General features: G+C 70.5%; 26 protein-coding genes. 10 read left to right on the top strand and 16 right to left on the bottom strand.

Going from position 1 to position 25736, the window contains the following annotated elements; genetic code table 11:
* The 4 genes from VHD82_RS19770 to VHD82_RS19755 form a co-directional block, all read left to right on the top strand.
* Positions 1–1027 (top strand): acyl-CoA dehydrogenase family protein (locus tag VHD82_RS19770; protein WP_325705660.1); only part of this gene is annotated, 1027 nt, incomplete at its 5' end.
* An 88-nt stretch (positions 1028–1115) separates the two neighbouring features.
* Positions 1116–2027: an NAD(P)/FAD-dependent oxidoreductase gene (locus VHD82_RS19765; RefSeq protein WP_325705657.1), complete on the top strand. Its 912-nt coding sequence runs from the start codon at positions 1116–1118 to the stop codon at positions 2025–2027.
* Positions 2024–2584 (top strand): class I SAM-dependent methyltransferase, encoded by a 561-nt coding sequence (locus VHD82_RS19760; protein WP_325705654.1) that lies wholly within the window; start codon positions 2024–2026, stop codon positions 2582–2584. The genes VHD82_RS19765 and VHD82_RS19760 overlap by 4 nt, the downstream gene beginning before the upstream one ends.
* 80 nt (positions 2585–2664) lie before the next feature.
* Entirely contained in the window at positions 2665–2832 is a 168-nt protein-coding gene (locus tag VHD82_RS19755; protein ID WP_325705651.1) for a hypothetical protein, read from the top strand.
* 64 nt (positions 2833–2896) lie between these two features.
* On the opposite strand, the gene VHD82_RS19750 is transcribed toward VHD82_RS19755, so the two are convergent.
* From VHD82_RS19750 to VHD82_RS19730, 5 genes are all read right to left on the bottom strand, one after another.
* Positions 2897–4069, bottom strand: a complete 1173-nt coding sequence (locus VHD82_RS19750) for an MAB_1171c family putative transporter (RefSeq protein WP_325705648.1) — start codon at positions 4067–4069, stop codon at positions 2897–2899.
* A complete protein-coding gene (locus tag VHD82_RS19745) occupies positions 4066–4569 on the bottom strand; it encodes a hypothetical protein (protein WP_325705645.1) in 504 nt (167 codons plus the stop codon). The genes VHD82_RS19750 and VHD82_RS19745 overlap by 4 nt, the downstream gene beginning before the upstream one ends.
* Positions 4570–4589: 20 nt before the next feature.
* Entirely contained in the window at positions 4590–5015 is a 426-nt protein-coding gene (locus tag VHD82_RS19740) for a helix-turn-helix domain-containing protein (protein WP_414637547.1), read from the bottom strand.
* A gap of 162 nt (positions 5016–5177) precedes the next feature.
* A complete protein-coding gene (locus tag VHD82_RS19735; RefSeq protein WP_325705642.1) occupies positions 5178–6047 on the bottom strand; it encodes an LppU/SCO3897 family protein in 870 nt (289 codons plus the stop codon).
* A 56-nt stretch (positions 6048–6103) separates the two neighbouring features.
* Positions 6104–6766 (bottom strand): TetR/AcrR family transcriptional regulator, encoded by a 663-nt coding sequence (locus tag VHD82_RS19730; RefSeq protein WP_325705639.1) that lies wholly within the window; start codon positions 6764–6766, stop codon positions 6104–6106.
* 103 nt (positions 6767–6869) lie between these two features.
* Between VHD82_RS19730 and VHD82_RS19725 the strand changes: the two genes are divergently transcribed.
* Positions 6870–7358 carry a VOC family protein gene (locus tag VHD82_RS19725; protein WP_325705635.1) on the top strand — a complete coding sequence of 163 codons (489 nt, stop codon included), beginning with the start codon at positions 6870–6872 and terminating at the stop codon, positions 7356–7358.
* Here the strand turns inward: VHD82_RS19725 and VHD82_RS19720 are convergent, their stop codons facing one another.
* Positions 7359–8060 (bottom strand): LysR substrate-binding domain-containing protein, encoded by a 702-nt coding sequence (locus VHD82_RS19720; protein ID WP_325705632.1) that lies wholly within the window; start codon positions 8058–8060, stop codon positions 7359–7361.
* A gap of 57 nt (positions 8061–8117) precedes the next feature.
* On the opposite strand from VHD82_RS19720, the gene VHD82_RS19715 reads away from it, so the two are divergent.
* Positions 8118–8504: a DUF5997 family protein gene (locus VHD82_RS19715; protein WP_325705629.1), complete on the top strand. Its 387-nt coding sequence runs from the start codon at positions 8118–8120 to the stop codon at positions 8502–8504.
* 254 nt (positions 8505–8758) lie between these two features.
* On the opposite strand, the gene VHD82_RS19710 is transcribed toward VHD82_RS19715, so the two are convergent.
* Complete coding sequence (locus tag VHD82_RS19710; protein WP_325705626.1) at positions 8759–9190, bottom strand: MarR family winged helix-turn-helix transcriptional regulator; 432 nt, start codon at positions 9188–9190, stop codon at positions 8759–8761.
* A gap of 350 nt (positions 9191–9540) precedes the next feature.
* Here VHD82_RS19710 and VHD82_RS19705 point away from each other — a divergent pair, with 350 nt between their 5' ends.
* Together VHD82_RS19705 and VHD82_RS19700 are read left to right on the top strand one after the other, a co-directional pair.
* The gene (locus VHD82_RS19705) at positions 9541–12135 is read left to right on the top strand and encodes a LuxR C-terminal-related transcriptional regulator (protein WP_325705623.1); all 2595 of its coding nucleotides are present in this window, start codon (positions 9541–9543) and stop codon (positions 12133–12135) included.
* Between the two features lie 280 nt (positions 12136–12415).
* Entirely contained in the window at positions 12416–14866 is a 2451-nt protein-coding gene (locus VHD82_RS19700) for a LuxR C-terminal-related transcriptional regulator (RefSeq protein WP_325705620.1), read from the top strand.
* A gap of 19 nt (positions 14867–14885) precedes the next feature.
* Here VHD82_RS19700 and VHD82_RS19695 read toward each other — a convergent pair whose 3' ends face one another.
* The gene (locus VHD82_RS19695) at positions 14886–15335 is read right to left on the bottom strand and encodes a MerR family transcriptional regulator (protein ID WP_325705617.1); all 450 of its coding nucleotides are present in this window, start codon (positions 15333–15335) and stop codon (positions 14886–14888) included.
* Positions 15336–15359: 24 nt separating this feature from the next.
* Here VHD82_RS19695 and VHD82_RS19690 point away from each other — a divergent pair, with 24 nt between their 5' ends.
* Complete coding sequence (locus VHD82_RS19690; RefSeq protein ID WP_325705614.1) at positions 15360–16817, top strand: MFS transporter; 1458 nt, start codon at positions 15360–15362, stop codon at positions 16815–16817.
* A gap of 3 nt (positions 16818–16820) precedes the next feature.
* Here VHD82_RS19690 and VHD82_RS19685 read toward each other — a convergent pair whose 3' ends face one another.
* From VHD82_RS19685 to VHD82_RS19665, 5 genes are all read right to left on the bottom strand, one after another.
* Positions 16821–17672 (bottom strand): hypothetical protein, encoded by an 852-nt coding sequence (locus VHD82_RS19685; protein ID WP_325705611.1) that lies wholly within the window; start codon positions 17670–17672, stop codon positions 16821–16823.
* 34 nt (positions 17673–17706) lie between these two features.
* Positions 17707–19062, bottom strand: coding sequence for an MFS transporter (locus VHD82_RS19680; protein ID WP_325705608.1), 1356 nt, complete (start codon positions 19060–19062; stop codon positions 17707–17709).
* Positions 19063–19097: 35 nt separating this feature from the next.
* Positions 19098–20018 (bottom strand): amidohydrolase family protein, encoded by a 921-nt coding sequence (locus VHD82_RS19675; protein ID WP_325705605.1) that lies wholly within the window; start codon positions 20016–20018, stop codon positions 19098–19100.
* A gap of 11 nt (positions 20019–20029) precedes the next feature.
* Complete coding sequence (locus VHD82_RS19670; protein WP_325705602.1) at positions 20030–21055, bottom strand: amidohydrolase family protein; 1026 nt, start codon at positions 21053–21055, stop codon at positions 20030–20032.
* Between the two features lie 121 nt (positions 21056–21176).
* Complete coding sequence (locus VHD82_RS19665) at positions 21177–22025, bottom strand: LysR family transcriptional regulator (protein ID WP_325705599.1); 849 nt, start codon at positions 22023–22025, stop codon at positions 21177–21179.
* Between the two features lie 116 nt (positions 22026–22141).
* On the opposite strand from VHD82_RS19665, the gene VHD82_RS19660 reads away from it, so the two are divergent.
* The gene (locus VHD82_RS19660; RefSeq protein WP_325705596.1) at positions 22142–22885 is read left to right on the top strand and encodes a glucose 1-dehydrogenase; all 744 of its coding nucleotides are present in this window, start codon (positions 22142–22144) and stop codon (positions 22883–22885) included.
* Here the strand turns inward: VHD82_RS19660 and VHD82_RS19655 are convergent.
* Genes VHD82_RS19655 through VHD82_RS19645 form a run of 3 tightly spaced genes read right to left on the bottom strand, consistent with a single transcriptional unit; the run spans position 22874 to position 25720 of the window.
* Complete coding sequence (locus VHD82_RS19655; RefSeq protein ID WP_325705593.1) at positions 22874–23296, bottom strand: OsmC family protein; 423 nt, start codon at positions 23294–23296, stop codon at positions 22874–22876. The genes VHD82_RS19660 and VHD82_RS19655 overlap by 12 nt on opposite strands.
* A complete protein-coding gene (locus VHD82_RS19650; RefSeq protein WP_325705590.1) occupies positions 23293–24657 on the bottom strand; it encodes an LLM class flavin-dependent oxidoreductase in 1365 nt (454 codons plus the stop codon). The genes VHD82_RS19655 and VHD82_RS19650 overlap by 4 nt, the downstream gene beginning before the upstream one ends.
* Positions 24644–25720: an NrtA/SsuA/CpmA family ABC transporter substrate-binding protein gene (locus VHD82_RS19645; RefSeq protein WP_325705587.1), complete on the bottom strand. Its 1077-nt coding sequence runs from the start codon at positions 25718–25720 to the stop codon at positions 24644–24646. The genes VHD82_RS19650 and VHD82_RS19645 overlap by 14 nt, the downstream gene beginning before the upstream one ends.
* Positions 25721–25736: the final 16 nt, after the last annotated feature.

Here is a 25736-nt window from a genome sequence, read left to right as displayed (position 1 = left end):
GATGAAACAGCTCGGGGTCTACGGGCTCGCGATCCCCGAACCCTATGGCGACCTGAAGGTGTCCACCCCCTGCTACGCGCTGGTGACCGAGGAGCTGGCGCGGGGCTGGATGAGCCTGGCCGGCGCGATGGGCGGGCATACGGTCGTCGCCAAGCTGCTGCTCGCTTTCGGTACGGAGGAACAGAAACAGCGCTATCTGCCGAAGATGGCCACCGGCGAGCTGCGCGCGACGATGGCGCTCACCGAGCCGGGCGGCGGCTCGGATCTGCAGGCCATGCGCACCGTCGCCCGCCGCGAGGGCGACGAATACGTGATCAACGGCAGCAAGACGTGGATCACCAACGCGCGCCGGTCCGGGCTGGTCGCGCTGTTGTGCAAGACGGATCCGAAGGCGGAGCCCGCGCACCGGGGGATCAGCGTGCTGCTGGTCGAGAAGGTGCCCGGGTTCACCGTGTCGCGCGACCTGCCGAAGCTGGGGTACAAGGGGGTCGAGAGCTGCGAGCTGTCCTTTGTGGACTGCCGGGTGCCCGCGGACGCGCTGCTGGGCGGCGTCGAGGGCAAGGGGTTCGCGCAGATGATGCGCGGGCTGGAGATCGGCCGTATCCAGGTGGCGGCGCGGGCCACCGGTGTCGGCCGGGCCGCCTTCGACGACGCGCTGAACTACGCCCAGGAGCGCGAGTCGTTCGGCAAGCCGATCTGGCAGCACCAGTCGGTCGGCAACCACCTGGCGAACATGGGCACGAAGCTGACCGCCGCCCGGCAGCTGCTGCTGCACGCGGCGCGCAGGTACGACTCGGGCGAGCGGTCCGACCTCGAAGCCGGGATGGCGAAGCTGTTCTGCTCGGAGACGGCGATGGAGGTCGCCCTCGACGCGATCCGGGTGCACGGCGGCTACGGCTACTCCACCGAGTTCGACGTCGAGCGCTACTTCCGCGACGCGCCCCTGATGATCGTCGGCGAGGGCACCAACGAGATCCAGCAGGACGTGATCACCCGCCAGCTGGTCGCCCGCGGCGGGCTGCCCTGACGAGTTTTTTGCGAGAACCGCAAATCTCTTTGCCACTTCTCCGGGGTCCGGCGCAGAGTCGTGACAGGCGATGGAGGAGAGGTTCACAGTGGACGAAAACTACGACGTGGTCGTCGCCGGGGGTGGCGCGGCCGGCCTGAGCGCGGCCGTGACGCTGTCCCGGGCGCTGCGGTCGGTGCTGGTCGTCGACGCGGGGGAGCCGCGCAACTCCCCGGCCGGCGGCGTGCACAACTACCTGGGCCGGGAAGGGATCGCGCCCGCCGAGCTGCTCGCGGCCGGCCGCGACGAGGTGGCCGGTTACGGCGGGCAGGTCGTCACGGGCACCGTGGTGTCCGCGGAACGTGAGGGTGCGGCGTTCGCCGTGCGGCTGGCGGACGGCCGGACGACGAAGGCCCGGCGGCTGCTCGCAGCCACCGGGCTGGTCGATGAGCTGCCCGGCATTCCCGGCCTGGCGCGGCGGTGGGGGAGCCGCGTGCTGCACTGCCCCTACTGCCACGGCTGGGAGGTGCGCGGAAAGGCGATCGGGGTGCTCGCCACCGACGGTCAGGGCGTGCACAAAGCCTTGCTGTGGCGGCAATGGAGCCCGAACACGACACTGTTCCTGCACACCGCCCCGGCACTGTCGGACGACGACCGCAAGAGGCTCGGCAAGCAGGGGATCCAGGTGGTGGAAGGGGAAGTCACCGCCTTCGAGGACGACGGGATCCGCCTCGCCACCGGTGAGCTCGTGCCGTGCGACGCGCTCGCGGTGAGCCCGCGCTTCACCGTCCGCTCCGAGCTGCTCTCCTCGCTCGGCCTGGAGCCGGTGGAGCTGGAGATGCAGGGGCAGGTCCTCGGAACCTACATTCCGGCGGAGCCGACCGGGGCCACTTCGGTACCGGGCGTGTGGGTGGCGGGCAACGTGACGGACCTGATGGCCACCGTGCTGCCCGCCGCCGCCGCGGGCCAGCGGGCCGGCGCCATGATCAACGTCGACCTGATCGAGGAGGACGCGCGATGACCCCGTTCGACCAGGAGTTCTGGGAGGACCGCTATCGCTCGGCGCACCAGCACGTGTGGAGCGGTGAACCCAACCGCAACCTCGTCACCGAGGTCGCCGGCCTGCGGCCCGGCGTCGCGCTCGACGCCGGCACCGGGGAGGGTGCCGACGCGATCTGGCTCGCGTCGCAGGGCTGGCAGGTCAAGGCGGTGGATTTTTCCGCCACCGCACTGGAACGCGCCGCCGCGCGCAGTTCCGAAGTGGACTGGGAGCAAGCGGACCTGACCACGTGGACACCGGAGCCCGCGGCATACGATCTCGTTTCGGCGCAGTTCATCCACCTGGCCGGGCTGTCCGAAGTGGTGCCACGACTGGGCACCGCCGTCCGGCCCGGCGGGATCCTGCTCGTCGTCGGGCACCAGCGCGCGGAAGGGCACCCGTTCCCCGAGCTGTGCTATCCGGCCAAGGAGATGGCGGGCTGGCTGGACGACGGGTGGGAGATCCTGATCGCCGGCACCCGGCCGGGCCGGGAGCCCACCCGCGACGACGAGGTGCTCAAGGCGCGCCGGCTGTCCTGACCCACGAAACGCTTGAGGGACACCGGATTGCCGCCGCCGGGAGGGCGATCTAGGGTGTCCGTGGGAGAGGGGAGTTTCGAATGCCGTACAAGATCACGCACCGGTCGCGTGCCCAGGAAATCCGGTTCCCGACGCAGGCGGCCGCGGAGCGGTACGCCGATCAGGTGGCCGGCGGGCTGAGCCAGTGGACCGTTTCCGAGACGGGCCAGACCGTGCAGCAGCCCGGCGAGGAGCAGCAGGCCGGCTGAGATCAGCGCGGACCGGGGCGGTATCCCTGCGGGGATGCCGCCCCGGTTTCTGTCCACAGTGGACTCAAACTGTATAACGACCTATACGCGATGGGTTTGTCGCCGCGGCCGCGGCGACGATCGGAGAACCCGCAAAGGCGCGGGAAACCTCGCACAGCCAGGCCAGTTCCGTGCCGAGGTCGCGACCGCCGTCGCCCGCCGCGGTGGGTGGGTCCGGGTTCGGTGGCAGCCCCGCGGCCTTCGCCGCGATCCCGGCGGCGATGCCCGCCGCCTCGCCGGTGGCCCGGGCGGCTTCGGGGGACAACCCAGCGCGCCGGCCCTCGTCGCGGGCCCGGCCGGAAATGCCGGGATCGGCGTACGGGCGCAGCGCGAGCTGGCCGTCCCGGATCTCGATCACCTGGCGGTACAACAGGAATCCGATGTCGCGATGCCAGCGCCGGGACCGGTCGGGCGGCATCAGCGCGAACTCCGGCCCGGCGTCGTAGAGCGCCAGCCACAACGGCCGGAGCACGTGGTAGGTGCGGTGATCGGCGAGCCAGCGCACGGCCACACCCAGCCGTCCGCCCCAGCCGGGCAGGATCACGCCGAGCAGCAGCAGGGATTCGGTGACCAGTTCGAGCACCTGCGCGGGGGCGTCGAGCAGCGGTGGCGCGCCGAACAGTTCGGCGGTCAGCTGGACGGCCTTGACGGCCAGGAAACCCAGGCCCGCCAAGGTGCCCGCCCCCAGCACCCACAGTCCCGTTCGCAGCCAGGCGTCGCCGGTGAGCAGCGAGTAGTCCAGGCAGATCCGCCCGACCACGCACAGCGTGAACGCGACATAGCCGATGTAGACGGCGAAATAGACGGGGTCGCGGCCCGAATCCGGGTCGGGCGGGAACGCGAGGAACAACAGCGCGGCGGCGCTCAGCGCCACGGCCAGCCCCGCGTAGCACCGGCGGCTGCGCTCGCGGGCGATCGGCGCCGAGTACCTGATCCGGATCATGAACAACCGCCCGGCGCAGGCCGCGGTCATAGCGCCGGCGTCGCTGACCGCCTCGCCGAGCGCCATCCCGGTCGCGGCGTCGATCGCCGGGGTGGCGAGCTGGGCGACGGTGGCGGCGAACAGCCCGGCGAGGCAGACGCAGACCGCGCGGCGCGACGGGTCGTCGCGCCGCTTGAGCAGGCCGTAGACCTTCTGCGCCAGCCCGGTCAGCAGGACGATCGCGACGATCACATACGGCAGCGCCGGGCCGGTCACAGTCCCGCTTCCAGCCGCCGCAGGTTCTCCGCCGTGGCCTCGTCCGGTATCGCCGGGACGGTGCGATTCCGCTGCACGGTGCGGAGGATCATCGAGGCGAGCAGTTCGGCCTCCTGCTCTTCCTCGGTGCTGTAGCCGGTGCGGCCGAGTACGCGGCCCACCATGCCGGGATCGAGCGCCGGGAAGAGCAGGCGTGCGTGCTCCTCGGTGAGGGTGGCCGTGCCGGTGTGGCCACACAGCAGGTGGCTCAGCTCGTGCAGGATGATGTGTTCCTGGTGCAACGGGCTCGTGTTGCGCTCGTAGATCAGGTAATCGCGCTCGGCCGCGCTGATCCACAGCCCGCGGGGCCCGTCGGCGGGCAGCGCCAGCCCGAGCAGCACCAGCGGCCGGCCCCGGCGTCTTTCGACACCACGGCAGAGCGCGCGTATGTCGAAGGGGCGGGGCAGCTCCAGCTCGGCCAGCCTCGCCCGGCAGCGCGCAGCCAGTGCCGCGAGATCCACCCAGGCAGTATGCCGCAAAGCTAGTCCCGTTCGAAGCGAGCGAGCCCCTCCAGTTCGCGGACCCGGTCGATCACGTCGTTGATCGCGCCCAGGCTCTTGGCGGACAGACCGGACGCGCGGAGGGCCACGTCGCGGACTCCGGCGTCGCTCATCGCGGCGAGCAGGGCCAGTTCCGCCTCGACCTGGGCGACCGCCGAATCGTCGAAGAAATACGCCGGGGGCACGCCGAAGAACGTGGCGAGCGCGTTGAGGTGCTTGAACGTCGGGTTGTCGCGCTGCCCCGTGCGCAGATACCACAGGTACGACGCGGAGATCGACACGTTCTGGTCCCGGGCGATGGCCGCGGACACCTCTTCGTTGCTGTACTCGCGACGGCCGGATTCCCGCACGGTGCGGAACAGGTAGTCCAGCCTGTCCGCGAGGGTGCGGGTCTGTGGTTCGGCCACCAGCGCCTCCGGTTCCGCATCGAATCCACGGCAGTCTACTATGGGCACGTCGCCACTGACGTGGACGAGCGGGTTCTCCGTTCATCCCAGTCGGGCCGGCGCGCGCTCGGCACCCGGCGCGGAGGGGAGCCGCTCCGGGTGCCGTCAGCACGCGGGTGCTCCTCACTGTTCGGCCAGGCACAGCACCGAGTCGTAGCCGCTTTCCGGTGTGGCGACGCCGGTGCCCGCCGGGCATTTCGACCGCTCGGGAGCGAAGGCCAGCAGCCGCAGGGAAAGCCGCCGCGCACAGTCCACTTTGTACGCCGGCTCGTAGAAGTTGCCGGGAAGTTCGACGCACGAACCGGGCGTCGCGAGCATCCCGTGCTCGCCCGGCACGAGGCACAGCACCGTCTCCGGCCTGCCGTCGGAATACCGGACGCGGGTCACAGTCGTGGGCGGGCAGGCTGCGGGATCCTGCGCCCTGGCGGCCACCTGGGCGAACCAGCCCGCCGGGTCGCAGGGCGTTTCGCCCACCTCGTCGTTGGTGACGGTGTTGCTGTCCGAACTGCCGATCGACACGCAGTCGCCGGTCAGCAGGGCGCCCTCCCCGCCGCCCGGATCGCCGGGGTGCGGCGGGTTGAGGTTGCGCGTGCAGACCACGGTGTTCTGCGATTGTGGCTGGTAGAACCCGTCGGATTCGTCCGGGCACAGCGGGGTTTGCGCGCCGGGCGGAGTGCTGCCGAAGGCGATGATCCTGGTGAACGCCCGGCTGTCGGCACAGTCGACCGGCGCGTAGCTGGTCATCGCCTGTTCCTTCATCTTCTTCTGCGCGGGCGGCAGGTTCGCGGGCAGCGTGATCGACGGCTTCGACGACTCGTACAGGCAGGTGCCGACGTTCCAGCCCGCGACCGGGGCCGACGGGTGCGCGGGGTCGATCGCGCCCACCACCCCGCCGACGACGGTGCGCACCGCGAAGTTGCGGATGACGATCCCCGCGATCGCCAGCACCACGATGGCCCCGGCGATGGCGATGTTCCTGGCCAGTTTCGACATGACACCTCCCGCGGCGAGCGTGCGGGAGAGCGATTACGGATGACTTACCGGGAAGCTCAGGACGCCGCCTGGCCGGGGACGTCTTCGTAGCGAACGGTGACGCGCACGCCGTCGGGCAGCCGGTGGCCGGTGGACAGGATCGCCGAGCCGAGCTGGCGGGCGCACAGATCGCGCACCGCCTGCCGTGGCAGCGCCGGGTTGTCGAGCCAGTGCAGGCACACCGACACCAGGAAGGCCAGCCAGCCCCGTACCGCGAGCCGGAGCAGCGGCGGTGCCTCGCGGCCGTCGCGAGAAAGCGCTTCCAGGATCCGTTCTTCCTGGTACGCCTGGTTTTTCTCCATGATCGCCCGTACGCCGGCGTCGGAGCTGGGCGCGCCCCGGTACAGCGCGCGGTACCCGTGCGGGCGGGTCTCGACGTGTGCGAGGTAGGCGTCGAGGATCGTCAGCAGGCGTTCCTTGTACGGCAGGTCCTGACCCACCGCGGTGGCCTCGCGCAGCCGGGCCGCTTCGTGTTCCACGACGGTGACCAGGAAGTCGCGCTTGTTGCCGAAGTGGTGGTAGAGCAGGCCGCGGGAGACCCCGGCGCGGGTGGCGACCTCGTCGATCCAGACATCCCCGTACGGCTGGGCCGCGAACAGCTCACAGCCCACTTGGAGCAGGTGTTCCCGGCGGGACTCGACGTCGAGCCGCCTCCTGGCCGGAGTGTCCTTGTTTGACATCGGTTCAGCACCCTACCCCCGCCGCGGGGGTCTTTGAATATTCAGTGAGTGACCTGTTATGACCGAGTTGCGCCGGTGCCGGCGGATGACCGACGCTGGAGTCATGAGCGATACGCGGATCGAGGACGAGCGTCGGCGCCTGCGGGATCGCTACCTGGCTCCGGCCGGGCAGCGCCCGGCGTCCACCGCGCGCGGCCTGCACCACACCGCGCTGATCAGCAGCGACGTGGAGCGGACGATCAGGTTCTACCAGGACTTGCTCGGCTTCCCGCTGACCGAGCTCATCGAGAACCGCGACTACCCGGGCTCGTCGCATTTCTTCTTCGACATCGGCAACTCGAACCTGCTGGCGTTCTTCGACTTCCCGGGTCTCGACGTGGGCCCGTACGCCGAGGTGCTCGGCGGTCTGCATCATCTGGCGATCTCGGTCGAACCGGCGCGCTGGGCCGAGATCGTGCGCCGCCTGGATCAGGCGGGCGTGGCGCACGAGATACACAGCGACGTCTCGGTCTACTTCCGCGATCCCGACGGCGCCAGGGTGGAGCTGATCTCCGACCCGCTGGGCGAGATGTACGGCAACGAGGTGCTGTAGCTACCGGGAGCGGCGCGGCTTCCCACGTTTACCCCTTGCCGGAACGGGTTTGCGCGCCGGCGGCTTCTTCTTTTTCGCGGGCTCGGGCTGCGGGCGCCCGCGCGTGCTGTTGACCGTGCGGCCGCGCACGATCCCGATGAACTGTTCCATCAGGTCCGTGGTCTCCTCCTCCGGCCACGACAACGCGACGCGTGACTGGGGCGCGTCGGTGAGCGGCCGGTAGGTGAGGTCGCGGCGATGGTGCAACCGCGCCAGCGACTGCGGGACGACGAGCACGCCCACCCCCGCCGCGACCAGCTGGATGGCGTCCGCGGTCGTGGCCGGACGCTCGATCGCCGGACGACCGGGTAGCTGTTCCCAGCCGAGCGTGTCGTCGAGCGGGTGCAGCACCACGTCCTCGGTCAAGTCCTCAATGGACACTTCGTCGGCCGCCGCCACGAGATGGTCCTTGGGCACGACGGCCACCGTCGTCTCGGTGTACAGCGGGATCGCGTGCAGTCCGGTCCGGTCGGTCGGGAGCCGGAGCAGCACCGCGTCGGCCCTGCCCTCGCGTGCGGTGCCGGCGGCTTCGCCCGGTGCCACCTGGACCAGCTCGATCGGCACCCGCGGCAGCCGCTCGCGCCAGATCCGCACCCACTTGTCGGGCGTCACGCCGGGCACGTACGCGAGCTTGAACGACGGGGGCACGTCCGGGCTGGTCACGGCCCCAGGTTACCGGGCGTGATCGGGGCTGCGGTGCGTGGCCGATACCCTGGAGGCATGACGTCGCACAAGCCCTCCCAGACGATGAAACCCGCGACCGCGGCGAAGAAGCTGGGTGTGTACCTCGAAGCCACCCCCGCGGAGTTCCAGGAGGGTGTCGTCTCGCGCGACGAGCTGAACGCCCTGCAGGCCGACCCGCCGGAGTGGCTGCAGGAGCTGCGCCGCAACGGGCCGCACCCGCGCCCGGTCGTCGCGGCGAAGCTGGCCATCTCGATCAGCGGCCTGGCCCGCGGCGGGATCACCGAGGCGCTGACCACGGCGCAGATCGAAGAGCTCAAGGCCGCCGGCCCGGACTGGCTGATCCGCGAACGCGAGATCCAGGCCGAGGTCCGGAAGGAAGCAGCACGCGTGAAGAAGGCTGCGGACGCGGAGCGTCGCGACTGAGGGAGATGTGGGCGCGGAGCGCACGGATCTCCCGCGCGCAGTCGAAAGACCAAAGCCTTGCGGGAGCGGGTGAAGTGATACGGCTTTCGCAGGCGACGGGACCGACCGGGCCCCTCCCAGCCACCCTCGTTGTCGCGGGTGACTGCGAGACCCCTGGTCATCCTGGAGGCTGCCGTCGCGTTGCCAGGCGCGGTGGAGCAGGTCGCCGCTCTGCTGATCGAGCTCGGGGAAAGGTGGGTCCTTCCGGCTCGCGGTCATGGTGCCTGCGCGAGACGCCTGAGCAGGCCGGTACTGCTGGCCAGGCGTTGGATCTCCCCGGCGGTGAGAGTGTGCTCGATGGCCTGGGTGAGCCAGTCCTGTTTGGCGCGCCGGCCGGTGCGGAACTGCTCGCGCGCCGCCCTGGAGAGGCTGATCAGGGTTTTCCGGCCGTCGGCGGGGTCGGGGGAGCCGGTGACGAGCCCAGCCTCCTCGAGCGCGTGGATGATCTTGGCCATGGACTGCGGGCGCATCCCGGCGGCTTCGGCGAGCCCGGTGGCCGTGGCCGCCCCGGCCTGCTCGACCAGCAGGAGGACCGCCGACTGGGACTTCGTGAGGTCACTGCCCTCGGTCTGCTCGCGCAACCTGCGCGCGAGCAGACCGAGTGTTGCCCGAAGCTCCCCCGCCAGGAGGGAGGCAGGTCCGTTCACGGCGTGACTCTAGCAGATAGCCAGCTAACTGTGTACCTGGCTGGCTATCCGGAAAATCGTCCACAGTAGAGCGGCTAACCCGCGAAACGGTTTCATCTGCCAGAGGTGAGGCGCGCTCGTACGGCACCGGACAAGGTGATCAGCGGACGTCGGTGTGGGGGGATGCGGGAGCCGGTTCGGGGGCCGGCTCCCGCATCGGACTCCACCCGGAACCGGTGCCTGCCACCTTTCGGGGATGAACTCGTTTGGCGCCTTGGGTAACGGGCGCGCAGATGGGAGGGTGTAGGGCCCGGTGGGCGGAGGTGGCAGCGGTGGAAGTGGCGCGCAGTGACGGGCCTGGGCGAGCTCTGGTGCCGAGGCTGAAGATCGCGGTCCCGGATCCGCCACCGGACCTGGTTTCCCGGCCCCGCCTGCTGTCCATCCTCGACAGACCGGCGGCTGTCACCTTGGTGTGCGCGCCCGCCGGCGCGGGGAAAACCCTGCTGCTCGCCGACTGGGCGCGGGCACACGGCGTGGATTCGGTCGCGTGGGTTTCACTCGATCCGGACGACAACGACGACCGCCGGTTCTTCTCCGCCGTGCTCGCCGCGCTCGGCACCCGCGTGCCCGAGGGGAACCCGTTGCGGGAGCTGGCCGTGCCCGCCGAACCCAGTGCACGGCCCGGTTTTCTGGCGCGGCTGGCCGAGGCGCTGGACGAGCTGCCCCGTCCACTGTGGCTGGTGCTCGACGACCTGCACGAGCTGACCGGCCCAGGGCCGATCGAAGGGCTGCGAAACCTGCTGCGGCACCAACCTGCCGCGCTGCGCCTGATCCTGGCCACCCGCCGGGAACCGCAACTGTCGCTGGCGCGGGCGAAACTCGCGGGCCGGCTCGTCGAACTGCGTGCGGCGGACCTGGTTTTCTCCGGACCCGAGGCGAAGCGGCTACTCGCGGCGATGGATGTGGAGCTGGGCGAAGCCGAGCTGGGTGAGCTGGTGGCGCGGACCGAAGGCTGGGCGGCGGGCCTGCGCCTGGCCGCGATTTCGCGGCACGCCACCGGGAGCCAGGATTTCGCCGGGCACCAGCAGGCGATGGGCGAGTTCCTGATCGGCGAAGTGCTTTCGCGGCTACCCGGGCCCACCCAGGAGTTCATCCGTGCGATCAGCGTCTGCGCGGAAGTGGATCCGGGCCTGGCCGGCACGCTGAGCGGCCGTGCCGACGCGGGCGCGATGCTGGCCGAGCTGGAGCGGAACGGTTCGCTGGCGGTGCCGGTCCGCGGGCCGGGCCCTTGGTACCGCCTGCATGCCCCACTGCGGACGCATGTGCTCGCGGACCTGCGTGCGAGCGACCCCGCGTTGCTGGCCGGCCTGCACAGCCTGGCCGCCGACTGGTTCGGCGCGGCTGGGAAACCATTGCGGGCCTTGGAACATGCCGCGGCGGCGGGGGACGAGGAACAGGTTGTGCTCTTGCTGCGCGAGAGTGCCGTCGAGGCGATCTTGGCCGGCAAGCACCAGGTCCTGCAGCGCGCGTTGTCGGCCGTGTCCCGGGAACGGATCGCCGGGGACAGCCTGCTCGGCCTCGTTTCGGCGGCCCTGCACCTGCGGGCAGGCGAGCCGCGCGTGGCGGAGGTCGAGCTGTCGCTCGTGCGAAGCGCATGGCCGGCCGCGCCGAGCCCCGAGCTGGAAACGGTGCGGCAGCTTGTGGGAGCGCGGCTGGCGCAGGTCACCGGGAAGCTGGAGGAGCTACTCGACGCGGGCGCGGGACTCGCGGCGCGGCCCGCGCGGGGCACCTCCCTGGAGGCGCCCGTGCTGCTCCAGCGTGGCGCCGCGTCCTTCGTCGGCGGGAAGCTGGCCCAGGCGGTGACGCAGGTGAGCGCGGGGTTGGCCGCGGCGCGGGCGGCGGGCCAGGACTACGTGACGCTGCAATGCCTGTCGTTGCTCGGCGGTCTGTTCGCGGCCCAGGGCGACTACACCGGGATGACGAGAATGGCGGCCGAAACCGTCGCGGAGAACGCCGAACGCGGCTGGGACAGCGGCGTCGAGGCGGCGGGCGCGCACGGTCTGCTGGCTTTCGGTGCGCTGCTTCGCGCCGAGCTTGGGCGGTGCGCTGAATACGCGGCGCAGTCGCAGCGGCTGCTCGACGCCATGCCGGCAGGCACCGGAGGGCCCGGGCGGCTGTTCACCGGGCTTCTGCTCGGCGCCGCCGAGTTCGACGGAGGGGACCGGGTGGTCGGGGCGCGCCGCATGACCGCGGCGAGGACCGCGTTCGGCGAAACCCGGCTGCCCGCCGCCCAGGTCGCGATGACCGCTTTCCTCGAACACCGCGCGGCGGTCGCGCTGGGCTGGACCGGGATGGCCGCCGAAGCTTTGCAGTGGTGCGGCAGCTGGGTGCCCGGCTGCGGCGAACTCCTGCTCATGCGAGCCCGCGCCCAGCTGGCCGCCGGTCACCACGGGGCGGCGGCCGGCTCACTGCGGCCGCTTGTCGCCGGGCTCGTGCCGGTGGTGCTGCCCTGGTCGGGTATCTGGATCGCGCTCGCCGAAACCGAAATAGCGCTGCGCGCGGGCGATCGGGGGAACGCGCACCGGGCACTGTCGAAAGCGCTGAGACTCGCCGCGCCCCAGCAGGTGCGCTATCCGTTCGTGTTCGCTCCGCCCGCCATCGCCGGCTGCCTGACCACCGGGCTGGGCAGGTTCGGGGCGGGCGACGAGTTCGCACGCGAAATCCTTGCCGTGCGGGCGAAAGTGAACCTGACCGCGGAGCCGGTGGTGCTCACCGACCGCGAGCGCGACGTGCTCCGGCTGCTGCCGACCCAGCGTTCGTTCGAGGAGATCGCCGAGGATCTCACTGTTTCGCCGAACACCGTGAAGACCCATGCCCGTGCCCTTTACGGCAAACTCGGTGTGACGAAACGACGCGAAGCCGTGGACGCGGCGCGGGCTCAGGGATTGCTCGGAGACGCTCGCTGAGCCCATTTTCGATAAATCGCTCAGGGGGCCAAAAATGTTTCACCGCCGCCCCCGGGGGAGTGACCGGGACCGGCGGCGGCCGTTGATCGTCGGCGAAGCATAGCGTCGCTGGTCATGGCTGCTTATAGTCAGTCGGATGGGACAGCACCGGCCGGTTCGCGAAGCACGTCGACGGTGGTGGATCGCGCGTCGGAAAAACGCGATTCCCGCTATTCCGGTGAATTCGATCCAGCGCAATGGGCCGGCCCGGTTCCTGGCCGCCGAAGTCGAATGTCATCCCGTGACGATCATCTCCGCCCCCGCCGGCCACGGCAAAACACTGCTGCTGGCCGAATGGGCCAGGCGGACCGGCATCGCCGACAAGGCCTGGGTTTCGGCCGATGGCGGGGACAACGATCCGGACCGGTTCTTCGCGACCGTGTTCGCGGCCGTTCGCGCCTGCGCGGTGCCGCCGCCGGAAAGCCTGTTGTGGTCGGTGCCCGCGGCCATGGAGCCCGCCGATTTCGCCGCGCGGCTCGCCGACGCGGTGGACGAGCTGCCGGGCCGGATCTGTCTCGTCGTGGACGATGTGCACGAGATCGCCGACGCCCGCTGCCGGCACGCGATCGAACTGCTGATCCGGCACCAGCCGGCGAATCTGCGGCTGGTGCTGGCCGGCCGGTCGGATCCGCCGCTGCCGCTCGCCCGGCTTCGCCTGCACGGCAAGCTCGGCGAGGTGCGGGCACGCGATCTCCGGTTTTCGGAGGCGGAGGCGCGGATGCTGTTCCGCCAGGCCGGTGTCGCGCTCGAAGCAGGTCAGGTGGCGCGCCTGGTGGAGAAGACCGGCGGCTGGGCGGCCGGGCTGCGGCTGGCGGCCCGGTCGTTGCGCGACACGGGTGACGACCCGGCCGGTTTCGTCACGCGGTTCACCGGTGACGACCGAGCGGTGGCGGACTACCTGGTCAGCGAGGTGCTGACCGGCCTGCCGGGCAGCGCCCGGGAATTCCTGCGCGCGGTCAGCATCTGTGACGAGGTGACGCCCGCGCTCGGGGCGGTGCTCTCCGGCAGGCCCGATGCGGCGGAAATCCTCGTGGAGCTGGAACAGGAAGGCTCGCTGGTGACTCGCGTCGGCGTCGGGCGTCACTGGTACCGCACCCACCCGTTGCTGCGCTCGTACCTGCAAGCAGAGCTGGACCGCCTGCACCCCGGCGCCGCCGCGCGGCTGCACGCCGTCGCGGCGGCGTGGCTGGCCGATGACCGGCAGATCGGCCTCGCGTTCACGCACGCGGCGCGCTCGCGCGAACCGGCCGTACTCTCACGGCTGCTCGGCCGGTACGGGCTCGATTTGCTGCTGACCGGCGACCACGGGACCGTGCTGCGCGCATTGGAGCTGGCGGGGCCGGCGGAGGTGTCCGGCAGTGCCCGGCTGACGTTGCTGTCGGCGCTCGCGCACCTGGAAACGGGCGACCTGAAGACGGCGCGCGCCCGGCTCGCCGAGACGGACGCGAACGCCGGAAGGCTGGGCGCCGAGGCCACGGCAGTGCGGCGGCTGCTCGCCTCGGCCTGCGCGATGGCCACCGGAGAACGGCCTGGACAGGCCGCCGACGTTCAACCCGCCGGTGGTGTCGCCGCCTGGACAGGGCTGGACCGCGGCTGGCGGTTGTTGCACGAAAACCGGCCGCGGGAAGCGGAGGCCGGGCTGCGTCAGGCGCAGGAGTTGGCGCGCGGTTACGGCACGGACTATCTCGCGATGCACTGCCTCGCGGCGCGGAGTGCCGCGGCCTGGCTGGACGGCGACTACGCGACCATGTCCGCCACGAGCGCGGAATCCCTTGCGCTGGCCCAGGACAACGGCTGGGAAAGCTCGCCGTGGCTCACCACGAGCCGGATCACGAAGGCGCTCGGGCATCTGCTGCGGGCCGAGCCCGAGGACGCGCTCGACCTGGCGCGGGCGGCCCGGAACTTCGCCGTGCCGGCGCAGGAAGCCCTCGCCTACGTCATCACGGTGATCGAAGTCCTGTGCAACGGGGACCGCGTGGGTGCGGCCCGCAGGTTGCGGGAGGCGCGCAACCGTCTCGGCGACGCGCCCGTGCTGCCCGCGGTCGCCGCGGCCGGTGCGCTCGCCGAGTACCGGTGCCTGTTGGCCCTCGGGCAGGACGTCCTCGCGCGCGAGGTCCTGACCTGGGCGCACGCACGCACCGGCGCCGTCGCCGAGCTGAACCTGATGACCGCGTGGCACCGGTTCGCGACGGAAGACTTCGACGGCGCGCGGCAGGCACTGGCCTGCGCCTCGGCGGCGCCCGAACTGCTCAAAGTGTTGACACCGCTGGAAATCCAGTTGCTCACCGCCGCGGTCTCGGTGCGCACCGGCCGCCGGACGAGGGCGATCGAATCGCTCGGCGAAGCGTTGCGGCTGGCCGCCCCGGCGCGCCTGCTCCGGCCGTTCACCCAGGCCGACCGCGCCGTGCGGTTGCTGCTCGTGGACCAGCTCGGCGGGTTCGACCGGCTGGACGGATTCGCGCGCGAGGCCAGCCGGGCGATGTGCGGCGAGGACGGCGGCGGGCTGCTTACCGACCGGGAGCACGCCGTGCTGGGCTGGCTGGCGTCACCGCAATCGCTGGAGGAACTGGCCGATTCCCTGTCGGTCTCGGTGAACACGGTGAAGACCCATGTCCGCGCCATCTACACCAAACTGGGCGTGAGCAGCAGGCGCGCCGCGGTGACCACCGCGCGGGAGCGCGGCCTCGCCTGAGCATCCGTCCACAATGGACTCAGCGGGCGTCCGCCCGCGGTGCCCACAGGCGGTCGGCCTCGCCGGCCTCCAGGCTGCCCCGGTAGACGTCGATCTTGTGGTCGATGAGTTCGAGGTTTTCCTGGATCTCGGCGAGCTTGGCCAGCACCTCGGTGCGGTGCGCCTCCAGCAGGGCGAGCCGTTCCTGCTCGTTGCCGGGCCCGGCGGAGACGAGTTCGGCGTAGCGCCGGATCTTGTTGATCGGCATCCCGGTGGCCCGCAGCTTGGTGCAGACGGTGATCCACTTCAGGTCGAGCCGGTGGTACCGGCGCCGCCCGCCCGCGGTACGGCCGATGGCGGTGACGACCAGGCCGGCGCGCTCGTAGTAACGCAGGGTGTGCACGCTCACGCCGGTGCGGCGGGCGGCTTCGGCGATGCTCAGGCCCGCGGGGGTGTCCTCGGGCTCGGTTCGCGTGTTGACTTCGAGCACGCTCTAAATCCTAGCGTCGTGTGCATGAACGCTTCAACGCCGCCGGACGCCCGTGCTCCGGCCCGGCGCTACCTCGTACTCGCGATCTGCTGCGCCAGCATGATCGTCGCGATCATGGACATCTCCATCGTCAACGTCGCGCTGCCGTCGATCCGCCGCGACCTCGGCGCCTCGGTGTCCGGTCTGGAATGGACGATCGACGCCTACACCCTCGTACTGGCGTGTTTCCTGATGGCGGCCGGATCCACCGCCGACAGGGTGGGCCGCAAGCGCGTCTTCCAGGCCGGCCTCGCCGTTTTCGGGATCGGCTCACTGCTGTGCGGGCTGGCGCCGGACGTCGGCTGGCTAATCGCGGCCCGCGCGATCCAGGCGGCCGGGGGCACGATGCTCAACCCGGTCGCGATGGCCATCATCGTCACCACGTTCCCCGAACCGGCCGAACGGGCCAGGGCGATCGGCATCTTCGGCTCGATGTCCGGGCTGTCGCTGGGGCTGGGGCCGATCCTCGGCGGCGTGCTCGTCGACGGTCTCGGCTGGCGCGCGATCTTCTGGGTCAACGTGCCGATCGTGGCCGCCGCGATCGTGTGCACGGCGTTGTTCGTGCCCGAATCCCGTGCCGCGCGCGGCCGCCGGTTCGATCCGGTCGGTCAGCTGCTGGTGGTCCTGGTGCTGGGCTGCGCGGTCTACGCGCTGATCGAATCGGCCAGGCTCGGCTGGACTTCACCGCTGATCCTCGGCCTGCTCGCGGTCGCGGCGGTCGGGGCGGCCGGCCTCGTCGGCTACGAGTCGCGGCGGGTGGACCCGTTGCTGGAACTACGGTTGTTCCGCAGCGTGCCGTTCGGCTCGGCGATCCTGATGGCGGTGTTCGCCTTCTGCGGGTTCGGCGCTTACCTGTTCATGACCACCCTGTACCTGCAAGAGGTGCGCGGGCTCTCGGCGCTCGCGGCCGGGCTCTGCGTGCTCCCGATCGGAGTGCTCATTCTGCTGCTGTCGCCGCGGACCGGCCGCGTGGTCGGCACCCGGGGGCCGCGGTGGCCGCTCGTGGTGGCCGGTTCGGCACTGGCGGCGGCCGGTGCCGCGTCGTCCTGGCTCGGGCCGGTCACCCCGCTGGTGTTCGTGCTCGGGACCTACCTGCTGTTCGGCGTTTTCCAGGGCATCATCAACCCGCCGATCGCGAACACGGCCATTTCCGGGATGCCGCGCTCGATGGCCGGACTCGCCGGCTCGCTCGCTTCGGTCGGCAGGCAGGTCGGCGTCACCCTCGGCGTCGCGATCGCCGGGACGGTGGTCGGCACCGCGCACGGCGGCACGGAGTTCACCACGGCCGCGCGCGCGGTTTGGTGGTTGCTGGCGGGACTCGGCGCCGCCGTCGTCGCACTCGCGTTGTTCAGCACCGGCCCGCGAGCGCTGGCGAGCGCGGGCCGGGTGGCGACGCTGTTCGAGGAGATGGACAACGGGGGTGGTCTCCCGGTGCGCCGGTGAGTGTCAGCGGGCCGCGGCTTTGCGGCGGCGGCGCTTCCGGGCGGCGCCCATGCTCGGCGGCCGGAGGGGGCTGGTGGCACGGACAGGGAGGATCGCGGGCCGCCTTCCCTTCTCCTGGGGGAAAAGCACCGTCATCGCCGAGCCATCGCCACTGATCCACGCCCGCTGCCAGCCGGTTTCGGCGAGCTGCGCCGGATCGCGGACATTGTGCCGCGCGGTGTGGAGGTCGATCCGGTCGCCGAGCTGGTAGGTCGCGGTGAGCGCGCGGGTATGCATTGCGACGAGCACGTTCGCGGAGTGCCAGCCGGTCCGCCGCGCCGCACGGTGGCGGCGGGCCCAGCCGGCCGTGCGCAGTGCCGGCAGGGGAGCGGTGAGGCCGAGCAGGATGGGAATCGCGACCAGGCCGGTCCGGGGATCCTTGTTCTCGTCGCCCACCGTGCGCACGCGGGTGGGGTTCGCCCCGTCGTAGATGACCACGATGTCGTCGCCCGGGTGGTACGTGGCCTTGGCGTCGAGGGGGATCCGCGCGCGGAGACGGACATCGTTCACGGGATAGTCCACGGTGATCGTCCATTCGCCCCGGGTCGGCGTCGTCGTTCCGACGACGAAGCCGGTGACCCACCTTCCGTGGGAAAGCAGATCACCGGCCGCCTTCTCCATCAGCACAGCGGCTGCGATACCGCCTGTCAGCACCAAGAACAGCACCGTCGTGGCCCCGGCCGAGCGCCAGGCCCGCGCTCTCAGCCGCGCCGTCTGTGCTTCCGGATCGAACCCCGCCTGTCGCTTCGCTGGTGGTTCGGGCGGAACGGATCGCGCCCGCCCGTCACGCGAGGAGCCCCTCGCCTTGTCGGTCACCTGCCCAGATTAGCCGTGGCAAAGGCGTATCGGGTCAGACTTCGGCGGTTTCCGGATCCGATACCGGTTGCTGCGCCGCCTGTCTGGTGCGCGGGCCGAAGATTGCCAGCACGATCGCGCCGACCATCCACGTGCCCGCGATGAACAGGAACACGCTCTGATAGCCGCTGCCGTTGTAAAGCGCCGCGACGATCAGCGGGCCCGCGGCGTTCGACAACCTGCCGAGCCCGTACGAGACACCGGTGCCCAGCGAACGGCCGCGGGTGTCGAAAAGCTCGGGGGAGTAGGCGTACCCGAGTGCCGTGTAGCCGCGCTCGAACAGGTTCACCGCGAACCCGAACACCACGATCAGCACCGGGTTGAACGTCAGTCCGTAGAAGAGACCGCAGACCGCGATCACCGCGCCGAACGCGACCATGCACCACTTGCGCTCGAACCGGTCGGTGACCAGCGCCGCCAGGTACGAGCCGAGCGGCGCGCCGACCGTGGTGAGCGCGACGTAGAAGACCGACTTCTCCACGCTGAAGCCCTCTTTGGCCAGCAGCGTGGGCGCCCACGTCGAGTAGCCGAAGAAGCCGATGGTCTGCGTCACCCACACCACGGTCAGCAAAAGTGTGGGGAACAGGTACTTTCTCTGCAGCAGCATCCGCAGCGGGGCCTTGCCCGCAGGCGCCTCGTCGATCGGCGGCGCGGGCTCGGGCAGCGGGCCCTTCTCCGCGCTCACCCTGGCCTCGATCTCCCGCAGCACCGCGTCGGCACCGGTGTGATCGCCCCGGCTTTCCAGCCAGCGCGGGGATTCCTTCAGCTGCCTGGTGAACAGGACCAGCAGGATGCCCAGCGCGCCCCACAGGTAGACCAGCCGCCACGTCCAGTCGTTGATGTCGACCACCAGGCTCGCGATGAGGTTCGTGACCGGCGTGCCGCAGATGCCGATCACGATCGCGTAGGCCTGGTACTTGCCGCGGCTGACGGCCGGGTACAGCTCGGCCACGTAGATCACCGCCACGACGGTCATCGCCGAAAGCCCGGCCGAGGTCAGTACCCGGAAGACACCGAGGGACACGATGTCCCACGAAAACACCGCCGCCAGCGAGAAGACGCCGAACCACACGGTGGTCAGCATCAGGGCGCGTTTGCGGCCCCAGCGGTCGGCGATCGTGCTCGCCACGATGGAGCCGATGAACATGCCGACGAACGACAGCGAGGTCACGTACGCGACCTGGTTCACCGTCACGCCCCACAGCTTGATCAGCTTGGGCGAGGTGGTGGAGAAACTGTTGATGTCGGCGAACTCGAAGAAGTAGGCGAACGAGACGGCGAGCAGGGTGATCTTGTGGAACCGGGAGATCGGCAGCCGGTTCAGCCGGTTGAGCGCGTTGGCATGCTGCATTGCAGGCCCTTCGTGAGTGGTGGGGCGCGGGCCGTTCAGGCGGTTTCGCCGGGCCAGTACAGGCGCATCGGGTTGTCGACGAGCAGTTTCCGTTGCTGCTCCCCGGTGACCGCGATCTGCGGCACGTAGTCGACGAGCAGCCCGTCGTCGGGCATGTGGCTCTTGAGGTTGGGGTGCGGCCAGTCGGTGCCCCACAGGACCTGGTCGGGGAACTCCTCCACGACGCGCCGCGCGAACGGCACGACGTCGGTGTACGCGTGCCGCTCGCCGTCGAGAGCGGGCGGTCCGGTGACGGTCAGCCGCTCGGGGCAGCTCACCTTGACCTGGACCTCGTTGCGGTCGACGAAACGCAGGAACCGGCTGAACTCCGGGCCGTGCAAGGGTTTGCTCACGTCGGGGCGGCCCATGTGGTCCACCACCAGCGGGGCGGGCAGCGAGCCGAAGAAGTCCTCCAGCTCCTCGAGGTCGGCGCTTTCGAAGTAGAGCACCACATGCCAGCCCAGCGGGGCGATCTTCTTCGCGATCGTGCTCAGCGCGTCGGCCGGGGAGGCGTCGACCAGCCGCCGCACGAAGTTGAACCGCACCCCGCGCACCCCGGCCGCGTCCAGTTCGCGCAACTCGCGCTCGCCGATGTCCGGCGGGACGGTCGCGACGCCGCGCGCCCGGCCGCCGGCCGCGCGGACGGCGTCGAGCATCGCGGAGTTGTCCGCGCCGTGGCAGGTGGCCTGCACGATGACGTTGCGGGTGATCCCGAGGTGGTCGCGCAGCGCGAAAAGCTGGTCCTTGCTCGCGTCGCACGGCGTGTACTTGCGTTCCGGCGCCAACGGGAATTCCGCCTGGGGACCGAAAACGTGGCAGTGCGCGTCCACGGTGCCGTGCGGAAGCCGGAACGCCGGCTCGGACGGGCCGGGGTACCAGTCGAGCCAGCCGGGTGTCTTGGGGGCGAAAGTGGTCATGATTCCTCGGTTCAGCGGCCCTGGGTTTTCAGCAGGGCGTCCAGGCGCGGGTAGACGGCACGGGCGTTGTGTTCCCTGATCCCGGCCCAGTCATCCACGGAGAGCTTGGCCGCTTCGGCGTAGCGGCGGGTGTCGTCGAAGTAGTGACCGGTGCGCGGGTCGACGCCGCGAACCGCGCCGATCATCTCCGAGGCGAACAGGATGTTGCGGGCCGGGATGACGTCGAAGAGCAGGTCGGAACCCGGCTGGTGGTACACGCAGGTGTCGAAGAAGACGTTGCCGAGCAAGTGTTCTTCGAGGTCGGGCTTGCCCAGCGCGATCGCGAGGCCGCGGAATCGGCCCCAGTGATAGGGCACCGCGCCGCCGCCGTGGGGGATGACCAGGCGCAGCGTGGGGAAGTCGCGGAAGAGGTCGCCCTGCAGCAGCTGCATGAACGCCGTCGTGTCCGCGTTGAGGTAGTGCGCGCCGGTGGTGTGGAAGGCGGGGTTCACGCTCGTGCTGACATGCACCATCGCGGGCAGGTCGTACTCGGCCATCTTCTCGTAGATCGGGTACCACGACCGGTCGGTCAGCGGCGGCGCGGTCCAGTGCCCGCCCGAGGGGTCGGGGTTGAGGTTCAGCGCGACGGCGCCGTACTCCTCGACGCAGCGGGTCAGCTCCGGGATGCAGGTAGCCGGGTCGGCACCGGGCGACTGCGGCAGCATCGCGGCCGGGGCGAAGCGTTCCGGGTAGAGGGTGCTGACCCGGTAACACAGCTCGTTGCAGATGGCCGCCCACTCCGACGAGGTCTCGAACCCGCCGATGTGGTGCGCCATGAACGACGCGCGGGGGGAGAAGATCGTCAGGTCGATGCCACGTTCGTCCATCAGCCGCAGCTGGTTCGGCTCGATCGTCTCGCGCAGCTCGTCGTCGCTGATACGCAGATCCGCGCGGGCGGGCGCCGCCGAGGGGCCGGACAGGGCGGCGATCTGCCGGTTGCGCCACGCTTCCAGAGCGGGCGGAGCAGTCGTGTAGTGACCGTGGCAGTCGATGATCAAGGCGTGTTCCTCTTCGGTGTCCCAGGGGGCGCGGTCAGCGCCGTCTCTTGGGCACCATAATCGTCAATGAAATTGTTGACAATATCTATGACGAAAGTTGTCGGTTACCCGGGAGGTCCGCTCAGGAGGCGGCCAGGGCCTCCGGCGCGATCTTCCGGAAGGCATGCACCAGCGGATTCCCGTCCTCGGCGTGCGTGACCAGCACGACCTGGCAGGGCTCGGCGTCCGCGACAGGCACCGTCGCCAGATCGTCCCGCAAGGTGCTCCGCCTGTCCCCGGCCGGGATGACGGCGACCGACTCGCCGTTCGCGATCAGCTCCAGCTTGTCCTCGAAGCTGTCGTCGACCGCCGGGCCCGGTGCGCTCCAGACCGTGGCCGTGCTGGTGCAGGCGACCAGGCTCGCGCCCGCGAGGTCGCCCAGCGTCACCGATTCCTTGCCCGCGAAGGGATGCGTCGCGGGTACGACGAGCATCATCGGCTCCTCGTACAAGGGGCTGATCTGCAGGCGCGCGGCGTCGAACGGCAGCGGCAGCCGCGCGACGAGCGCGTCCACGCGGTGCTCCGGCAGGGCGTGGATCTCCTGCCAGCCCAGATGCCGCGTGCGGACACGGGCGGTGGGATACCGCCGGCGCAGCTGCCGCACGGCCGGGGTGACGACCAGATCCTCGACGTACCCGACCGTGATCACGCTGGCGGGCGCGGCCGCGCGGGCGGCGCGGGCCGCATCTTGCGCGGCGTCCAGCAGAGCCCGGGCCTGGGGGAGAAAAGCCCGGCCCGCGTCGGTGAGCCGGCTGCCTTGCCGCGTGCGGTCGAACAGGCGCACGCCCAGCTGATCCTCCAGTCGCTGGATCTGCCTGCTCAGCGAAGGCTGCGCCACGTGCAGCACCACGGCGGCGCGGCCGAAGTTCAGCTGTTCCGCCACGACCACGAAGTACCGCACCAGCCGCAGCTCGAAATCCGGATCAGGCACGAACCCAGGCTACCCGTCATACGCCTGGGGCATCACGACGTGCGGAACAGGTCTTGGACGCCCGGGCCGGACCGGCGTTGACTCGGAATCACCGGAAAGAACAGGAGAAATCCACAATGGGCAAATACGAAGGCACCAAGGTCGTCATCACCGGTGGCAGCAGCGGATTCGGTTTCACGACGGCGAAACTCCTGGCCGGAGACGGGGCGCGGGTGCTGATCACCGGGCGCACTCAGGCCACCCTCGATGCGGCGCGGGAACAGTTGGGCGACAACGTGATCGCCGTCCGGAGCGACGCCGCGTCGGTGCCGGAAATCACCGGGCTGGCCGACCGCGTGAAGGCCGAATTCGGCACCGTCGACGCCGTTTTCGCCAACGCCGGAACCACCCGGTTCACGCCGTTCGAATCGACGTCGGAGGAAACCTACGACGAATTGTTCACAGTGAACGCGAAAGGCCCGTATTTCACCGTGCAGAAGCTCGCCCCACTGGTGAACCCCGGCGGCGGCGTGGTGCTGACCACCTCGGTCGCGAACGTCAAGGGCATCCCGATGATCAGCGCCTACGCGGCGGCCAAGGCCGCGCTGCGCTCGATGACCCGCAGCCTCGCCCGCGAACTCCTGCCACAGGGGATCCGCGTCAACGCCGTGAGCCCCGGCCCGATCGACACCGGAATCCTGGACCGGTCGATGCCGAAGGAAGCCGCCGAGCGGACCAAGGCGCAGCTGACCGCCGGCATCCCGATGCAGCGTTTCGGCGAGCCGGCCGAGGTGGCGAAAGCCGTGCTGTATCTGGCTTTCGACGCCACCTACACCACGGGCGCCGAGCTGGTCGTCGACGGCGGTGGCTCACAGCTCTGAAGCCACCAGCACCGTCTCGATCTCGCCGCCGCGCCGGATGGTGTTGTAGATCGGGCAGGTGGCGGTGAACCGGCCGATGATCTCCCGCGCGGTCGCCTCGGGCACCTGCGGCAGCGAGAACTCGAGCACCACCGACCGGTAGCGGGTGGGGTCGTCCGGATACCGTTCGGACCGTGCGGTCACCGAGGCGCCGGTCAGGTCGGCGCCGAGCTCGCCGCCGTGCAGGGTGACGTTCGCGAGCGCGCAGGAGACCGCGGCCGAGACGAACAGCTCGCCCGCGGTCGGCGCTTCGCCCGGCCCGACGCGGGCGTCCGAGACGAAGTGATTGGTGCCCGCGCTGAGCAGGAAACGCCCCTTGGCCGGAGTGAGCGTGCCGGTGACGGTGGCGACACCGTTGTGTGCCGTCGTCACCGGTTCTCCTCGCGGGCCGCGCGCTGCCGCCAGTCACCGCCGGCCGGCCGGTGCAGGCCGAGGTTGTCGCGCAGGGTCGAGCCGCTGTACTCGCTGCGGAACAGACCGCGTTTCTGTAGCTGGGGCACCACTTGCTCGCCGAACTCGTCGAACGCGCCCGGCTGGTAGACCGCGCTGACGGTGAACCCGTCGCAGGCGCCCTCGGTGAACCACTGTTCGAGCGCGTCGGCGACCTCCGAGGCCGTGCCGGTGAAATCGCCCTCGTGCGTGCCGCCGTACTGTTTGCCGAGTTCGCGCAAGGTCAGTCCGCTCTTCTCGGTCATTTCGCGGACTTCCTCGTAGTGCCCCTGCACGCCCGGCACTTCCATCTCGGGCAGCTTCTCGTCGTGCGGGAACGGGGCGAGGTCGATGTCCAGGTGATAGGACAATGTGGACAGTCCGGCTTCGGGAGCCACCAGCTCCGCCAGCAGGCGCGACTTTTCCCTGGCGGCCTCGGTGGTTTCGGCCACCACCGGCGTGATGGCGGGCAGGATCTTGAGCTGGCCCGGATCGCGGCCGTGCGCGGCGGCGCGGCCCTTGATGTCGGCGTAGAAGTCCTTCGCCGCGTCCAGCGAGGCGTGGCTGCAGAAGATCACGTCCGCCCACCGGGCCGCGAAATCCCGCCCGGACGGCGAAGCGCCCGCCTGGATCAGCACCGGATAGCCCTGCGGCGGGCGCGCCACGTTGAGCGGGCCCTGCACGTCGAACCATTCGCCGTGGTGGTCGACGCGGTGCACGCGCTCCGGGTCGGCGAACACCGGCGCCTCCGGGTCGAGCACCAGCGCGTCGTCGTCCCAGCTGTCCCACAGTTTCGCGGTCACCTGAAGGAATTCCTCGGCGCGCCGGTAACGCTGTGCGCGGTCGAGGTGGCTGTCCTTGCCGAAGTTGCGGGCTTCGGCGTCCTGGAACGAGGTCACGATGTTCCACGCCGAGCGTCCGCCGGAAAGGTGGTCGAGCGTGGCGAAGTTGCGGGCCACGGTGAACGGTTCGACGTAGGTGGTCGACACCGTGGCGGCGAGCCCGAGGTGTTCGGTGGCGCCGGCGATCGCGCCCAGCACCGGGGTCGGGTCCAGGCGCATCGAGCCGAGCGCGCCGTACCGCAGCTGCGGGTCGAGCGAATCGCCGTAGCGGTAGGGTACGGCGAGGATGTCGGCGAAGAAGATCAGGTCGAACTTCGCCCGCTCCAGTGTGCGGCCGATCCGCTGGTAGTACGCCGCGGAACGCCAGTCGGACACCGAGTTCGGGTGCCGCCAGCCGCCGGGCCGCCCCGGGCCCGCGGTGACGAACGCGGCGAGGTGCATCTGCTGCTCAGGCGAGGACATCGGAAACCGCCTTCTTGACGTGGTCGAACCGGCTGTCCGCGAGCCAGTCGCGGACGGCGATCTGCTGGGGGTAGACGCCGAGTGAGTGGAAGTTGTCGGCCAGTTCCTGGGTGCCGGCCGCCGCGGCGTCCGCGACCGGCCCGAGCTGCGAGCCCGCCAGCGACTCCGAATTGCGCTGGGCGACGATCAGGTCCCGGTACACGTCCTTGGTCAGCTGGTCGTTGCCGAAGCCACCGGCCGCGGCGAAGGCCCGCACCGCCGCGTCCGGGTTGGCGTTGATCCAGCGCTGCGTGTCACGCACCACTCGGACGGCCTTGACCGCAGTGTCCAAATGCGACTCCGCGAAGTCCTCGCTGGTGATGAAGTACGCGTAGTCGTAGGTCCGCACGCCGGGCAGCGCGACCGCGTCGTGCCGGCGTTTGGCCAGCTCGATCTGAGGCTGCCAGCTGATCCACGCGTCCACCGAACCGTTCGCGAACGCGGCCTCGGCATCGGCGGCGGCCAGGTTCTGGTACTGCACGTCCCGCAGGGTCAGGCCCGCGGTCTGCAGGTACTTGATCAGGCTGTAGGTGCCGGTGGTGCCCTGCTGGTCGGCGATGCGCCTGCCACGCAGGTCCGCCGCGCCGGTGATCGGTGAACCCTTCGGCACGAGGATGTCGACCTCGTTGCCGGGCAAGGGAAACGTGGCCAGCGGGACGAGCGGGACCTTGCCGCCGACACCGTAGATCACGGCGGTCGCGGTGGCGAAGGTGAAGTCGATCTCGCCGGCCTTCAGCGCCTCCATCACCGGCAGGGACGCGGTGAACCCTGGCTGCCAGGTGACCTTGACGCCGCCCAGCGCGGATTCCAGATCGAGGCCGCCGAGCTTGGCCTGCAGCGCGGCCGGGATGCCGACCCGGCCGTCGCCGATCACCGCGTAGCGCAGCGCCGAGGGCACGGACTGGGTGCCGGTGCCGATCGGCCCGCCGCCCGCCGCGGAGGTACCGCAGGCGGCGAGCGCGAGCGTGGCCGCACCGGCCCCGCCGAGGCCCAGGAATCTGCGCCGGGAAAGGAAAGTGGTCATCGGGAACTCCGTTTCG

This window comes from Amycolatopsis sp., assembly GCF_035546795.1.
Taxonomy (GTDB): Bacteria; Actinomycetota; Actinomycetes; order Mycobacteriales; family Pseudonocardiaceae; genus Amycolatopsis_E.
Note: the sequence above shows the minus strand (reverse complement) of the source record. Positions and strands in the feature narration are given on the sequence as shown.